The organism is Saccharopolyspora flava (assembly GCF_900116135.1).
Classification (GTDB): Bacteria; Actinomycetota; Actinomycetes; order Mycobacteriales; family Pseudonocardiaceae; genus Saccharopolyspora; species Saccharopolyspora flava.
In genome coordinates this window covers 138,262-152,606 of record NZ_FOZX01000008.1, presented here as the reverse complement: position 1 = coordinate 152,606, position 14,345 = coordinate 138,262, and the positions used below count along the sequence as shown (strand labels likewise).

The window sequence follows — 14,345 nt, the reverse complement described above, 5'->3', positions numbered from 1 at the left end:
GAGGATTACCCGGCGTGCTGCGCCGCGGGTTCGGGCGTCTCGACGGGTTCCGGCCGCTCGACGGGTTCCGGGGCCTCGACCTCGGACGTGTCCGCCTCGGCCAGCAACCGCTCCAGGAGCTCTCTCAGCTCCAGCTGTTCGAGCCACTCCGGCGGGAGCTCGCCTGCTCCGCGCGCGGTGCCCATCAGGGCGCCGCAGATCGCCGCGGTCGCCGCGCTGTTGCCCGCGTGGGTGGCCGCCAGCGACACCGCGTCGGACACCGAGTTCGGGTGCGACAGCGCCGCCGCCACCGCGATGGCCAGCGCCTCCGGCGCGTGCCAGCCCAGTCCCAGCGACTCCAGCACCGTCGGCGACACCGGGCCGCTGGTGGCGATCTCCACCGCCGCCCGCAGACCGCGAGCGGTGTTCTCGGCGCCCTCCATCCGGTCCAGCTCGGCGAGCACGGCCTGCGCGGAGTCGATCAGCGTCCGGCCGCCGTCGAGCCCGCTGACCAAGCCCGCCAGCGCCGCCGCGGGCAGGTAGCCGTCCGGGTGGCCGTGGGTGAGCACGCCGATGCGGGCGCCGAGCTCGACGGCCTCGGCCGGGTCGGCGGACTGGAAGCCGACGACCGCGCCGCGCGCCGCGGCGGCGGCGTTGCGGGCGTCGTTGGGCGGGTTTCCGGGAGTGGGGTTCTCGGCGCGGTCGCCCCAGCGGGCCATCGCGGTCAGCGTCGCCTCGTCCGGGAACCGCTGCGCGCACAGCACGTCGGACTCGGCGAGCTTGCCGCGGCCGTCCGGGGTGGGCCGGCCGCCCTGGGTGCGCACCCAGTCCCGCAGCGAAGCCCGCACCAGCGACGGCTTGTCCGGGTTCTCGCCGGTCAGCCCGGACAGCACGAACGCGGTCTGCTGCGCGTAGACCGTGCCGGTGCCGCGGCGGCCGAACAGCTCCGCGTACTCCCGCACGCCGTCGGGGTTCTCGCGCAGCGTGGTGAGCAGGTCGCTGAACATCCACGGCGCGCCGAGCGCGTCGCCGACGGCGGTGCCCAGCACGCATCCGGTGATCCGCTCGTGGCGGCTGGGCCGGACCTGCTCCTCCTCGGCGAGCTCGGTCTCGTCGTCGGGGGTCTCCTCCTCGGCGGCGGCCTCGCCGACGAGCTGCGCGGCGCGCTCCTCGCCGAAGGCCTCCGCCAGCAGCTTGTGCAGGCCCTGGCTGAGCTCGGAGTTGGCGCCGCCCTCGTCGTTGTCGCGAAACTTCCGCCACGCCAGCAGCAACCGCAGTTCCTCGTCGGAGAGCCCGTCGTCGTCGGAGTCCTTCTCGGCGGCGGGCTCCTGGGGCGCTTCCGCAGCGGGCGCTTCCGCAGCGGGTGCTTCGGCGACCGCCGCTTCCTCGACGGCGGGTGCCTCGGCCGGGACCTCCTCGGCGACCACCGGTTCCGGGGTCTCCTCGGCCGCGTCCTCCGGCCGCTCCTCGGGAACCGGGTAGCGCGCCGCCCACAGCTTCCCGGACGACGGCTTCGGGCCGAACTCCAGATCGGCGTCGGCGGCCAGGAACTCCAGGGTCTCCCGCAGCTCCAGCTTCTCCTGCCAGTGCGGCGGGATCGCGGTCGCGGTGTGGGCGGCGCCCATGATGCCGCCGCAGATGGCCGCGGTGGAGTCGCTGGCGCCGGAGTGGTTGGCGGCCAGCACCAGCGCGTCCGGGAACGACTCCGGGTGGGTCAGCGCCGCGCACACCGCGATCGCCAGCACCTGGGCTCCCGAGTGCGCAGTGCCGAAGGCCGCCTCGATCTGCTCCGGCGTCGGCGTGCCGGTGGCGGCGAGCTCGACGGCCTTGCGCAGCGCGGTGATCGTCTCCTCGTGACCGTCCCACTCGGACAGCGCGATGAGCGCGCGATCCACCGCCTGCGGCAGCGAGCGGTTGGCCAGCAGCTGGTGCACCAGCAGCGCGAGCGCGCCCGCGGGCAGGTAGGCGCTGGCGTGGCCGTGGGTGAGCAGCGCGGTCCGCACGCCGGTGCGGAAGGCCTCGCCCGGGTCGTCGGACCACAGCGCGGCCGGGGCCGAGCGGGTCACCGCGCCCCAGTCGGCGGCGTCGTTCGGCGGCTTGTCCAGCGAGCCCTGCTCGTGACCGCCGGCGAATCCGCGCAGAGCCTGCATGGTCGTCATGCCGCGGACCCGGCGGTCGAACAGCTCGCGCTGGTCGATCAGCCAGCCGTCGGGCTGCTCGCCGCTGCCGCCGGCCTCGGCCCACTCGATGCCCTGGGTGTGCAGCCAGCGCTGGTAGGCCTGCTGCACGTGCACGGCCGGATCGGCCGAGCCGTGCAGCCTGCGGGCGGTGGAGGCGCGGATGAGGCCCTCGGTGGTGAAGGCGGTCAGCTGCGTCTCGTCGCTGATCGACCCGGCGGGCCGGTGGCCGTCGACGTAGTCGATGAGCCCGGAATCGCCGTACTTGGCGCGGATCTCGGCCAGCGAGTCGGCCTCGATCGGGAAGCCGAGCGCGTCGCCGGCGGCGGTGCCCAGCAACATCCCCAGGATGCGCTGGGTGCGCAGGTCCTCCGGCGAGGTCGGCGGGGCGGGCGCGGCCGATTCCGGCGGCGACACCACGGAGGCGACCTCCGGCGCGGCCACGACCGGCTCGGGCGACTCCTGCGGGGCCGCCTCGGCGGTCTCGGCCTCCGGGGTCTGGCTCGGGGTCTCGTCGCCGGACGTGTCGGCAGCGTCGGGGGCGGGTGCCTCCGCGCGCGGCAGGGAGGCGGCGAAGTCCAGGTCGGAGACGTCTCCGGCGGCCGGGTAGCGCTTGGCCCACGCGTCGCCGGTGGGCGGGGTGCCGCGGAACTCCAGCAGACCGTCCTTGGCCAGGGATTCCACGACCTCGCGCTGCCGCAGGTCGCGCAGCCACACGCCGGGCAGCGCGGCGGCGCCGTGCCGGGCGCCGACGATGTTGCCGCAGATCGCGGCGGTCGAGTCGCTGTCGCCGGAGTGGTTGATCGCGATCATCAGCGCGTCGGCGATGGTGTCGGTGCTCAGCGCCGCGCACACCGCGATGGCCAGCGCCTCGTGCCCGGACCAGCCGCTGCCGAGGACGTCCTTGACCTGCTCCGGCGTGGGCTTGCCCTTCGCGGCGAGGTCGACGGCGGCCTGCAGCGCGCGCTCGGTGTCCTCGTGGCTGCGGTAGGACGTGAGCAGCTCGCGCGCCTGCGCCAGCGCGGACTCCAGGGATTCCTCCCGCAGCAGCCGGTGCACCAGCACCGCCAGCACACCGGCGGGCAGGTAGGCGTTGGGCTGGGAGTGGGTCAGCGCGGCGGTGGCGGCGGCGAGCTCGAAGACCGAGCGCGCGTCGTCCGACCACAGCGCGACCGGGGCGGCGCGGACCACGCCGCCGCAGTCGTCGGAGTCGTTGATGGGCCGCTCGAACGTGCCGGGCGCCCCGACCGAGGCGAACTCGCGGAGCGCGCTGATGGAGCTGCTGTTGGGGGAGCGGACCGCGAACAGGTCGGACTGCTCGACCAGCCAGCCGTTGGCCTTGGGGTGCTTGGCGGCGAACGGGCCGGCCGAGCGCATCCACGCGTAGCCCTGGGTGTGCAGCCACCGCTGGTAGGCCAGCTGCACCGCGGGCAGCGGACCGGCGGAGTCGCCGCTGCGGGCCAGGCTGTGCGCGCGGATCAGGCCTTCCAGCGTGAACAGGGTCAGCTGGGTGTCGTCGGTGAACTCGCCGGGGTGCTCGGCGTTGCGGTCGTACTCGGTGACCCCGTCGTCGCCGAAGCGGCTGCGGATCTGGTCGATCGGGTAGAACTCGACCGGCGCGCCCAGCGCGTCGCCGATCGCCCCGGCCAGCATCGATCCCAGGAACCGGCGGCCGAACTCGGTCTCGGCCGGGTCGGCGGGAGCGGCGGAGCCGGCAGGCGTGGTGGGAACGGCGGGGGTGGCGGGGCCGACCGGCACGGCCGGGGCCGGGGTCGGCGGCGCCGGGGGCACGGCGGCCCCGGCGGGTGGCGACATCGGCGTGCCGGCGGGCGGGGAGACCGGAGGCCCCGGGGGCACCGGCGCGCCCGGCGCGACCGGGGTGCCGGCGGGTGGGGACATCGGCACGCCGGCGGGTTTCGGCGGCACCGAGGCGGCGATCCGGACCAGGTCCTCGCCGGGCATCCGGGCCTTGACCGGGCTCGTCGGGTTGATCTGCAGGTCGACCCCGGCGAGCGGGTTCGCGGCCAGCTGCCTGCCGGTCATGCGCTGCCAGGTCGTCCAGTTCGGCGGCAGGAAGCCGTCGGAGGTGAACACCTGGAGCTGGCGGCGCCCCGACTCGTGCTCCATCGTGAACAGCCCGCTGCCCTGCGGCTGGGCGAACAGGATCAGTTCGGAGTCGAGCATCGCGGCCAGCAGCGCCTGGCCCTGGGCGTACCCGGTGGTGGTCAGCTGCAGTGCGCGCTCGACGTCGTTGGTCGGCGCGGGAAGGCGCAGCGCGACCGGGGACGGGCGGTAGTTCGGGTTGGGGGAGAAGTCGTCGGTGATCTCACCCTGCTCGTCGACGCGGTAGCCGCCGATGAACCCCCACGGCGGCACCTCCGCGTTCGGGTCGGTGAAGATCGGGTCGACCACGTACAGCCAGGTGTTGGGCTGCTTCTTGGCCTGTTCCCGCATAGCCGGTGTGATGACCGGTCGACTCGGCTGCTGCGTGTTCATCTCGCCCTGTTGTCCCTGACTCCCTGTCCAGCCTTGCATTGATCGCCCCCACAGCGACGGTCACTCGAACGCGCGGGCCTGACGGGTGAACGATGCACGGTGAGCTGCCGGTACCCCGTCCAGACGCCGTCCTGCACTCTCTCATGACCTCATGGGATGAATCGTAGTCTTTGAGAGAACAACTCTGCGTGAAAACTCAGCGGCGCGGGGTCCGGTGGATCACACGGCGGCTGGGGCGGGAAGGGTTCACCTGGCGGGACCGGAGCGCTCAATCGGACAGCGCGGCGGCCATCAGGCAGCCCAGGCACGGCATGCCCGCGGGCCCTTCCAGCGCCTCGGCCTGGCCGGGCGCGATGCTGAAACCGCAGTAGGCGCGCAAGGTTTCGGGAAGCGGGCCGCCGCTGGGCACGGGGAAGAAGTGGCAGGACTTGTCCTGCTCGCTGCGCGCGAACTCAGGGCGGACCCGCGCGATCAGGTGCGGGATCGAGCTCATCGGGCACTGACCCCCTGCGCGCGCAACCCTGGCATCAACGGCACAGATCACATCATGCCGATCGCGTTGTGAGCGCGAACCCACTTGGCGACTTCTCGCCAATGCGTTGCGCGCGAGACGAATCGTGCTCCCGCTCAGGTCAGAGCGGGTACGGGAGCCTCGACCGAGGCCAGGTCGTAGCGGTGCAGCACCAGATCGGCGACACCCGCGTCGTCGGCCATCGGCGCGGCGAGCAGCGGCGCGCCGGCGTGCGCCGAGGCGAGCTCGACGATGCGGTCCGGCAGCAGTCCCGGCGCCAGGAACCAGGAACCGACGGCGAACCGGCGCGCACCCCTGGCGCGCAGCAGCTCGATCGCCGCCGGAACGTCCGGTGCGGCGGCGGCCGCGAACGTCGCCACCGTGCCCGCCCACGAGGTGCGGGACTGCCAGCGGGCGGCCACGTCGGCCACGAGCCGGTTGGCCGGGGCGTGCGAGGAACCCGCTCCCGCCAGGAGCACGCCCAGCTCCGGGTCGTCCGGATCGGCGCCGGTGGCCAGCAGGCGCCGCCACGCGGCGGCGTCCAGGCGCGGGTCCGGGCCGAGCACGTCACCGATGCGCACCCGCAGGTCCGGGTGGCGCTGCTGCGCCTCGGCCACGGCCGCGGGCACGTCGACGCGCGCGTGGAAGGCGTGGCCGAGCAGCAGCGGCACGACCACGGCCTCCCGGTGCCCGTCGGCGCGCACGGCGTCGAGGACGTCGCCCAGCAGCGGCTGGGAGAGGTCCAGGAACGCCGCGCGCACGTCCAGCTCCGGCCGCAGCGCGCGCACCACGCCCAGCAGCCGGTGGACCGTCTCGGCGGAGCGAGGGTCCCGGCTGCCGTGCGCGACGGCGACCAGCGGCGCGGAGGTCATCGCGACGCTTCGGCGAACGGAGCCAGCGGAACGCCGATCAGACCGGCGGCCAGCGTGGTGCCGTCGGCGGGGTCGATCACCAGGAACGACCCGTTGCGGCGGCTGGCGGAGTAGTCGTCGACCGGCAGCTGCTCCGCGGTGCGCAGCTGCACCCGGCCGATCTCGTTGAGCTGCAGCGAATCCGGCGCGGCCACGCTGGTCAGCTGCTGCTCGTCGAAGCGCGCCGACAGCTCGGTCACCATCGCCTGCACCGTGCGCGCACCGTGCTTGACCAGCACCTTCTGGCCCGGGTTCAGGGCCTTCTCGGCCAGCCAGCAGACCGTGGCGTCGAGCTCGTCGGTCAGCGCCGGCGCGGTGTCGGCCGCGGCGATGAGGTCACCGCGCGAGATGTCGACGTCGTCGTCCAGCAGCAGCGTCACCGAGTGACCGGCCGCGGCTTCCGCGCGCTCGCCGTCGGCGGTGTCCACCTTGGACACCTTGGTGCGCACCCCGGCGGGCAGCACGACGACGTCGTCACCGGCCCGCACCACACCGGCGGCGACCTGACCGGCGTAGCCGCGGTAGTCGGGGTGCTCGGCGGTGCGCGGGCGGATCACGTACTGCACCGGCATCCGGAACGGCGCGTCGTGCGGGTCCGGCGCGACCGGCACGCTCTCCAGGTGCTCCAGCAGCGACGGGCCGGAGTACCACGGCGTGTTCTCCGAGCGCTCCACCACGTTGTCGCCCAGCAGCGCCGACACCGGGATGGTCACCACGGCGTCGTCGGCGTAGCCCAGCGCCTTGGCGTGCGCGGCGAACTCCTCGGCGATGCGGGTGAAGGTCGCCTCGTCGAAGTCCACCATGTCGATCTTGTTGACCGCGAGCACCAGCTGCGGCACGCCCAGCAGCGCCAGCACCGCCGCGTGCCGCCGGGTCTGCTCGACGACGCCGTTGCGCGCGTCGACCAGCAGCACCGCCAGCTGCGCGGTGGAGGCGCCGGTCACGGTGTTGCGGGTGTACTGCACGTGGCCGGGGGTGTCGGCGAGCACGAAGGTGCGCTTCGGCGTGGCGAAGTAGCGGTAGGCGACGTCGATGGTGATGCCCTGCTCGCGCTCCGCGCGCAGGCCGTCGACCAGCAGCGACAGGTCCGGCGTGGCCAGGCCGCGGTCCGCGCTGGCGCGGTGCACCGCGTCCAGCTGGTCGGCCAGCACCGACTTGGTGTCGTGCAGCAGCCGACCCACCAGCGTGGACTTGCCGTCGTCGACGGAGCCCGCGGTGGCCAGGCGCAGCAGGTCGGTGTGCACCGGCAGCGTCACCTCGGTGCCGCTGTCCGGAGCGGTGCGGGTCGTGGTCTCGGTCATTGTCTGCGAACCCATTCCTGGTGGCGTGGAGGGGAAAACGGTGCGGGACGGATCAGAAGTAGCCTTCGCGCTTGCGGTCTTCCATCGCCGCTTCTGAGATCCGGTCGTCCGCGCGGGTGGCGCCGCGCTCGGTGAGGCGGCTGGCGGCGACCTCGGCGATGACGTCGTCGACCGTGTAGGCCTCGGACTCGACCGCACCGGTGCAGGAGCCGTCGCCGACCGTGCGGTAGCGCACCGTCTTGGACTCCGGCACCTCGCCCTCGCGGGGACCGCCCCACGGGCCGGAGGTCAGCCACATGCCGTCGCGCTGGTAGACCTCGCGCTTGTGCGCGTAGTAGATCTCCGGCAGCTCGATCTTCTCCCGCTGGATGTAGCGCCAGATGTCGAGCTCGGTCCAGTTCGACAGTGGGAACACGCGCACGTGCTCACCCGGGCGGTGCCTGCCGTTGTAGAGGTTCCACAGCTCGGGGCGCTGCCGGCGCGGGTCCCACTGGCCGAAGGCGTTGCGCAGGCTGAAGATGCGCTCCTTGGCGCGGGCGCGCTCCTCGTCCCGGCGGCCACCGCCGAAGACCGCGTCGAACTTGTTGTCGCTGATGGCGTCCAGCAGCGGCTGGGTCTGCAGCGGGTTGCGGGTGCCGTCGGCGCGCTCGGCGAGCCGGCCGTCGTCGAGGTAGTCCTGCACCTTGGCCACGACCAGGCGCAGCTGGTGCTTCTCGACGAGGTCGTCCCGGAAGTCCAGCACCTCCGGGAAGTTGTGCCCGGTGTCGACGTGCAGCAGCGAGAACGGCACCGGGGCGGGCCAGAACGCCTTGATCGCCAGGTGCACCAGCACCGTGGAGTCCTTGCCCCCGGAGAACAGGATCACCGGCCGGTCGAACTCACCGGCCACCTCGCGGAAGATGTGGATCGCCTCGGACTCCAGCGCGGCCAGGTTGTCCACCTGCGGCGGCGCGGACACCTCGGTGTCTGCTGTGGTCATTTCCCCTCCGTCGTCTCCCGGACACCCGCACCCGGGGTCGCAAAGTCGTTCTCGTGCGGCTGAGAGCTCAGCCGTGCAAACCGCATTCGGTCTTGGAGCTGCCCGCCCAGCGCCCGCTGCGCGGGTCCGCGCCGGGCAGCGGCTTGGCGGTGCAGGGCTGGCACCCGATGGACGGGTACCCCGCCGGGACGAGCGGGTTGACCAGCACGCCGTTGTCGTCGATGTAGCGCTGCATGTCCTCGTCGGACCAGGCCGCCAGCGGGTTGACCTTCACCAGCCCGTTGCGGTCGTCCCAGGTCAGCACCGGGGTGTTGGCCCGCGTCGGGGCCTCCACCCGACGCACACCGGTCACCCAGGCCTCGTAGCGGGCCAGCGTGTTGCGCAGCGGCACGACCTTGCGCAGGAAGCAGCAGCGCTGCGCGTCGCGCTCGTAGAGCCGGGGGCCCTCGGACGCGTCCTGCTCGGCGACGGTCTGCTCCGGCAGCGCGTTGACCATCTTCACGTCGTAGACCTGCTCGACCGCGTCGCGCGTGCCGATGGTCTCGGCGAAGTGGTAGCCGGTCTCCAGGAACAGGATCTCCACGCCGGGCATGGCCTTGGCGGCCAGGTCGACCAGCACCGCGTCCTGCATGTTGGAGGCCACGATCAGCCTGCCGACGCCGAAGTTCTCGGCGGCCCAGCGCAAGGCCTCCTCGGCGGTCGCCTCGGCCAGTTCCGGCGCGGCCGACTCGACCAGGGCCTTGAGCTCCTCGTCGCTGCGCCGCGATCCGATGTTCGTGGTGGTGGTTTCGGCGGTCATCAGTCTCCGTTCCCTCCCAGCGCCAGTCCGACCATCCGGACGGTGAACACCCGCAGGCAAGCGTGGCACTTCCAGGCCCCGGCGGGTTCTTCCTCCGGGGTGAGGTCCTCGTCACCGCAGTACGGGCAGTACTGCGGCACCGCCCGCTCGCTCACTTGAGGTCGTCTTCCTCGGCGCGCGCCACCCACTGGGCGAACCGCTCGCCGTCCTCGCGCTGGTCCAGGTAGTTGCGGACCAGCCGCTCCACGTACGGGCCGACCTCGGCGGAGGTGACCTTGTGGCCGCGGATCTTGCGCCCGAACCCGGCGTCGACGGTCAGCCCGCCGCCCAGGTGCACCTGGAAGCCCTCGACCTGGTTGCCGTCGCCGTCCGGGACCATCTGGCCCTTCAGGCCGATGTCGGCGACCTGGGTGCGGGCGCAGGCGTTCGGGCAGCCGTTGAGGTTGATCGTCACCGGGTCGGTGACCCCGGCCTGCACGTCGGCGAGCCGCTGCTCCAGGTCGGCGACCAGGTCGATGGCGCGCTGCTTGGTCTCGACGATCGCGAGCTTGCAGAACTCGATGCCGGTGCAGGCCATCACGCCGCGCCGCCACGGCGACGGGTCGGCGTGCAGGCCCAGCTTCGCCAGGTCCGCGGTCAGGCTGTCCACATCGGACTTCGCGACGTCGAGGACCAGCAGGTTCTGCTCGACGGTGGTGCGCACCCGCTTCGAGCCGACCCGCTCGGCGGCCTTGGCGACCTCCATCAGCGTCGAACCGCTGACCCGGCCGGCCGCGGACTTCACGCCCACGTAGTAGTTGCCGTCGACCTGCTCGTGCACGCCCAGGTGGTCGCGGTGGCCCGAGGGGGCCTCCGGCGCCGGGCCGTCGATCAGCTTGCGGCCGAGGTACTCGTCCTCCAGCACCTGGCGGAACTTCTCGGCGCCCCAGTCGGCGATGAGGAACTTGATGCGCGCGCGGTGCCGCAGCCGGCGGTAGCCGTAGTCGCGGAAGATCTGCACGACCCCGTGCCAGACGTCGGCGACCTCCTCCTGCGGGACCCAGGCGCCCAGCCGCACCGCCAGCTTCGGGTTGGTCGACAGACCGCCGCCGACCCACAGGTCGTAGCCCGGGCCGTGCTCCGGGTGCACCACGCCGACCAGCGAGATGTCGTTGATCTCCGGAACCGTGTCCCAGCGCGGCGAACCGGAGATGGCGCTCTTGAACTTGCGCGGCAGGTTCGACAGCGACTTGTCGCCGATGAAGCGCTCGGTGATCTCGGCGATCGCCGGGGTGCCGTCGATGATCTCGTCGGCGGCGATGCCGGCCACCGGCGAACCCAGCACCACGCGTGGGCAGTCGCCGCACGCCTCGGTGGTCGACAGGCCGACGCTCTCCAGCTTCTGCCAGATCGTCGGCACGTCCTCGACCCGCACCCAGTGCAGCTGGACGTTCTGCCGGTCGGTGATGTCGGCGGTGTCGCGCGCGTAGGTCTGCGAGACCTCGCCGATCACCCGCAGCTGCTCGGTGGTCAGCGCACCGCCGTCGATGCGCACCCGCATCATGAAGTAGCGGTCGTCGAGCTCCTCGGGCTCGATCGTGCCGGTCCGCGCACCCGGGATGCCCGGCGCGCGCTGCGTGTACAGGCCCCACCAGCGGAAGCGGCCCCGCAGGTCACCCGGGTCGATGGAGTCGAAACCCCGGTGGGCGTAGATGTTCTCGATCCGCTGACGCACGTTGAGCGGATTGTCGTCCTTCTTGGAGCGCTCGTTGGCGTTGAGCGGTTCGCGGTAACCGAGCGCCCACTGGCCCTCGCCGCGACCCTTGCGCTTGCGGGCTGGACGAGCAGGCGATTCCGTCGGGGGAACCATGTCCGCGACCTCCGGGACTTTCAGGCGCGAAACCCCCGCGTGGCAGCAGCACCGTCGGCGTGACGGCTCTCACTCCTCGGAGGCCCGGCGCCGACTGAACAAGATGAAAAAGACGGCGGGGGATCAGGCCGTGCCGAGGCACAGCGCGCTGGCCACCCGCCGCAGGTCAACGTACCGGCGGGCGACCAGGAGAAGCTTCAGCACAGTCGCACCCACGTCGCGCAGCCTGCCACGCGAGAACCGGCGGATCCAACCCGATCCGCATGGTGGGACAGTGGGGGTGTGCCTGCTCAACCCCCCACCGGAGAACCCGCTCCGGCCGACGGGAGCCTGCCCGGATCGGCCCTGACCGGGCTGGGTTCGCGCCCCTTCGGCGTCTACGTCCACGTGCCCTTCTGCGCCACCCGCTGCGGGTACTGCGACTTCAACACCTACACCGCCGATGAGCTGGGCTCTTCGGCGAGCTTCGGCAGCTGGCTGGACGGTCTGCGGGCCGAGCTGGAACTGGCCGCGAAGGTCCTCTCCGCAGGTCCCGCGCCCGCCGCCGACACGGTCTTCGTCGGCGGCGGAACGCCCTCGCTGCTCGGGGCCGAGCGGCTGGGCGCGGTCGTCGATGCGATTCGCGACACACTGGGCCTGGCGGCCGGGGCCGAGGTCACCACCGAGTCCAACCCGGAGTCCACCTCCCCGGAGTTCTTCGAACGGATTCGAAACTCCGGTTTCACGCGCGTGTCCCTCGGCATGCAATCGGCCGCCGAGCACGTCCTGAAGGTCCTCGAGCGCACCCACACGCCGGGGCGCGCCGTGGCCGCCGCCCGTGAGGCCCGCGCGGCCGGGTTCGAGCACGTCAACCTCGACCTCATCTACGGCACACCCGGGGAACGCGAGCAGGACCTGAAATCCTCCCTCGACGCCGTGCTGGAGGCGGGCGTGGACCACGTCTCCGCGTACTCGCTGATCGTCGAGGACGGCACCGCGATGGCCCGCAAGGTCCGCCGCGGCGAGCTGCCGATGCCCGACGAGGACGTCCTCGCCGACCGCTACGAGCTCATCGACGCCAAGCTCGCCGAGGCCGGTCTGCACTGGTACGAGGTCTCCAACTGGGCCCGCGACACCGACGCCGAGTGCCGGCACAACCTCGGCTACTGGCAGGGCGGCGACTGGTGGGGCGCGGGTCCCGGCGCGCACAGCCACGTCGGCGGCGTCCGCTGGTGGAACGTCAAGCACCCGGCCCGCTACACCGCCGCCCTCGCCGAGGGGAACTCCCCGGCGCAGGCCCGCGAACTGCTCACCGCCGAGGACCAGCGCATCGAGCGCGTCATGCTCGAACTCCGGGTCCGTGGCGGCCTGGCCGTCGACGCCCTCGACGACGACGGCCGCCGCGCCGCCGACCGCGCCGCCGCCGACGGCCTGCTGCAACCCGAGGCCCTCGCCGGAGGCCGCTGCGTCCTCACCGACCGCGGCCGCCTCCTCGCCGACGCCGTCATCACCGACCTCCTGAGCTGACATCGTCCGGTATCACGCGGTATCATCTGGTCATGGCGATGACACTGCGGTTGACGGACGAGGAAGCCGAGGCGCTGCGTCAGGCGGCTGAGGACGAGCACCGGTCGATGCAGGACGTCGCACGGCAGGCGATTCGCGAGTACACGGCTCGGCGTGAGGTTTCGTTCGCGGAGGCCGTCGACTTCGTGGTGCGACGCGACGCCGAGCTCATCGAGCGGTTGGGCCGGTAGGTGACCAGGTTCCCCTCGCTCGATGATCTGGTCCTGGCCGCGACTCGCGCCCTGGAGCATCAACCCGAGGTTCGGGATTGGGGTCTGCTGCAGGGCGCTCTCGCGCGTGCGCAGGCGACCGTCTTCGGCAAGGACGCGTACCCGTCGATGCACGACAAGGCCGCGGCGTTGATGCACTCGCTCGTCCGGCATCACGCGCTGGTCGATGGCAACGAGCGGCTCGGCTGGGTGGGAACGTTCGGTTTCTACTGGATCAACGGCGTTCTCCTGACCGCGCCCACCGTGGACGACGGCGAGAAGTTCGTCGTGGCCATCGCTTCCGGCGAGCTCGATGTTCCGGACATCGCGGTGACCTTGCGCGCCTGGACCACTCCTCGTCTGGCGCAGTAGCCGATCGGCGCTCCTGAGCTGAGAGCTGCGGCTCTCGGAACTGGAGGACGAACACCGTAAACTCGAAGGGGGTGCCCGGGGCGCCAAGCTCCGGGTGCGCGGATTCGCGCGGTTCCGTCCGCTCGCGAAATCCGCTGGGCAGGCTGTTGAGGAGGTGGCGCGGGTTGAACGCCGATGAACGCCGGTTCGAGGTCTTGCGGGCAATCGTGGCCGACTTCGTGTCGTCCAAGGAACCCGTTGGTTCCAAGGCGTTGGTCGACCGCCACAACCTCGGTGTGTCCAGCGCCACGGTGCGCAACGACATGGCCGCGCTGGAAGAAGAGGGCTTCATCGTCCAGCCGCACACCAGCGCCGGTCGCATCCCCACCGACAAGGGCTACCGGTTGTTCGTCGACCGGCTGCACGAGGTCAAGCCGCTGACCGGCCCCGAACGCCGGGCCATCCGCAACTTCCTGGACGGCGCGCTCGACCTCGACGACGTGATGCGCCGCAGCGTGCGGCTGCTCGCGCAGCTCACCCAGCAGGTCGCGGTCGTGCAGTACCCCACCCTGACCCGGTCCACCGTCCGGCACGTCGAGGTGGTCACCATCACCCCGGCGCGGCTGATGCTGGTGCTCATCACCAACACCGGCCGCGTCGACCAGCGCATGGTCGACCTCGGCGACGTGATCACCGACGACGACGTGGCCCGGCTGCGCACCGTGCTCAACTCGGCGATGGCCGAGAAGCGGCTCGCCGACGCCTCGGCCGCCGTGGCCGAACTGCCCGACCAGGCCCCGCCCGAACTGCGCGACGCGCTGGTCCGGGTGTGCAGCGTGCTCATCGAGTCGCTGGTGGAACACCCGGAGGAGCGGATGGTGCTGGGCGGCACCCCGAACCTCACCCGCAACGTCGCCGACTTCCCGAACTCGCTGCGCCAGGTGCTCGAAGCCCTGGAGGAGCAGGTGGTGGTGCTGAAGCTGCTCGCCGCCGCCCGCGATTCCAGTACGGTGCGGGTCAGCATCGGGGCCGAGAACGAGGCCCTGGAGATGCAGACGACCTCGGTGATCTCCACCGGATACGGTTCGGACGGCATGGTCCTGGGCGGCCTGGGCGTCGTCGGCCCGACCCGCATGGACTACCCGGGAACGATGGCGGCGGTCCGTGCCGTGGCCGCGTACGTGGGTGACATCCTGGAAGGCCGGTGAGGTGGCACCGGCCGTGAACGGCGTCCACTC

General features: G+C 72.3%; 13 protein-coding genes. 4 read left to right on the top strand and 9 right to left on the bottom strand.

What is annotated here, in order from left to right; genetic code table 11:
* Window positions 1-5: 5 nt before the first annotated feature.
* From BM424_RS21510 to BM424_RS29830, 9 genes are all read right to left on the bottom strand, one after another.
* Complete coding sequence (locus BM424_RS21510; protein WP_245776027.1) at window positions 6-4,610, bottom strand: type VII secretion system-associated protein; 4,605 nt, start codon at window positions 4,608-4,610, stop codon at window positions 6-8.
* 310 nt (window positions 4,611-4,920) lie between these two features.
* Complete coding sequence (locus BM424_RS21505; protein WP_093421019.1) at window positions 4,921-5,145, bottom strand: hypothetical protein; 225 nt, start codon at window positions 5,143-5,145, stop codon at window positions 4,921-4,923.
* A gap of 134 nt (window positions 5,146-5,279) precedes the next feature.
* A complete protein-coding gene (locus BM424_RS21500) occupies window positions 5,280-6,035 on the bottom strand; it encodes a sirohydrochlorin chelatase (RefSeq protein WP_093421017.1) in 756 nt (251 codons plus the stop codon).
* Window positions 6,032-7,375, bottom strand: a complete 1,344-nt coding sequence (locus BM424_RS21495) for a sulfate adenylyltransferase subunit 1 (RefSeq protein ID WP_245776026.1) — start codon at window positions 7,373-7,375, stop codon at window positions 6,032-6,034. The genes BM424_RS21500 and BM424_RS21495 overlap by 4 nt, the downstream gene beginning before the upstream one ends.
* Before the next feature lie 52 nt (window positions 7,376-7,427).
* Window positions 7,428-8,354 carry a sulfate adenylyltransferase subunit CysD gene (gene cysD / locus BM424_RS21490; RefSeq protein ID WP_093421014.1) on the bottom strand — a complete coding sequence of 309 codons (927 nt, stop codon included), beginning with the start codon at window positions 8,352-8,354 and terminating at the stop codon, window positions 7,428-7,430.
* 67 nt (window positions 8,355-8,421) lie between these two features.
* Complete coding sequence (locus BM424_RS21485) at window positions 8,422-9,153, bottom strand: phosphoadenylyl-sulfate reductase (RefSeq protein WP_093421012.1); 732 nt, start codon at window positions 9,151-9,153, stop codon at window positions 8,422-8,424.
* Complete coding sequence (locus BM424_RS21480) at window positions 9,153-9,308, bottom strand: Insertion element protein (protein WP_093421009.1); 156 nt, start codon at window positions 9,306-9,308, stop codon at window positions 9,153-9,155. The genes BM424_RS21485 and BM424_RS21480 overlap by 1 nt, the downstream gene beginning before the upstream one ends.
* Window positions 9,305-11,002 (bottom strand): nitrite/sulfite reductase, encoded by a 1,698-nt coding sequence (locus BM424_RS21475; protein ID WP_093421007.1) that lies wholly within the window; start codon window positions 11,000-11,002, stop codon window positions 9,305-9,307. The genes BM424_RS21480 and BM424_RS21475 overlap by 4 nt, the downstream gene beginning before the upstream one ends.
* Before the next feature lie 123 nt (window positions 11,003-11,125).
* On the bottom strand, window positions 11,126-11,218 hold the full coding sequence (locus BM424_RS29830; protein ID WP_342742642.1) for a putative leader peptide: 93 nt from the start codon (window positions 11,216-11,218) through the stop codon (window positions 11,126-11,128).
* Between the two features lie 66 nt (window positions 11,219-11,284).
* Between BM424_RS29830 and hemW the strand changes: the two genes are divergently transcribed.
* From hemW to hrcA, 4 genes are all read left to right on the top strand, one after another.
* Window positions 11,285-12,508, top strand: a complete 1,224-nt coding sequence (gene hemW, locus BM424_RS21470; protein ID WP_093421004.1) for a radical SAM family heme chaperone HemW — start codon at window positions 11,285-11,287, stop codon at window positions 12,506-12,508.
* Between the two features lie 32 nt (window positions 12,509-12,540).
* Entirely contained in the window at window positions 12,541-12,738 is a 198-nt protein-coding gene (locus BM424_RS21465) for a ribbon-helix-helix protein, CopG family (protein WP_093421002.1), read from the top strand.
* Window positions 12,739-13,128 (top strand): type II toxin-antitoxin system death-on-curing family toxin, encoded by a 390-nt coding sequence (locus BM424_RS21460; RefSeq protein ID WP_093421000.1) that lies wholly within the window; start codon window positions 12,739-12,741, stop codon window positions 13,126-13,128.
* Between the two features lie 164 nt (window positions 13,129-13,292).
* The gene (gene hrcA / locus BM424_RS21455) at window positions 13,293-14,315 is read left to right on the top strand and encodes a heat-inducible transcriptional repressor HrcA (RefSeq protein ID WP_093420998.1); all 1,023 of its coding nucleotides are present in this window, start codon (window positions 13,293-13,295) and stop codon (window positions 14,313-14,315) included.
* Window positions 14,316-14,345 lie beyond the last annotated feature (30 nt).

Bases quoted from the DNA above. Each gene is read 5' to 3' on its own strand.
- BM424_RS21510 (WP_245776027.1), bottom strand. From the start codon at position 4,610: ATGCGGGAACAGGCCAAGAAGCAGCCCAACACCTGGCTGTACGTGGTC.
- BM424_RS21505 (WP_093421019.1), bottom strand. From the start codon at position 5,145: ATGAGCTCGATCCCGCACCTGATCGCGCGGGTCCGCCCTGAGTTCGCG.
- BM424_RS21500 (WP_093421017.1), bottom strand. From the start codon at position 6,035: ATGACCTCCGCGCCGCTGGTCGCCGTCGCGCACGGCAGCCGGGACCCT.
- BM424_RS21495 (WP_245776026.1), bottom strand. From the start codon at position 7,375: ATGACCGAGACCACGACCCGCACCGCTCCGGACAGCGGCACCGAGGTG.
- cysD (WP_093421014.1), bottom strand. From the start codon at position 8,354: ATGACCACAGCAGACACCGAGGTGTCCGCGCCGCCGCAGGTGGACAAC.
- BM424_RS21485 (WP_093421012.1), bottom strand. From the start codon at position 9,153: ATGACCGCCGAAACCACCACCACGAACATCGGATCGCGGCGCAGCGAC.
- BM424_RS21475 (WP_093421007.1), bottom strand. From the start codon at position 11,002: ATGGTTCCCCCGACGGAATCGCCTGCTCGTCCAGCCCGCAAGCGCAAG.
- BM424_RS21465 (WP_093421002.1), top strand. From the start codon at position 12,541: ATGGCGATGACACTGCGGTTGACGGACGAGGAAGCCGAGGCGCTGCGT.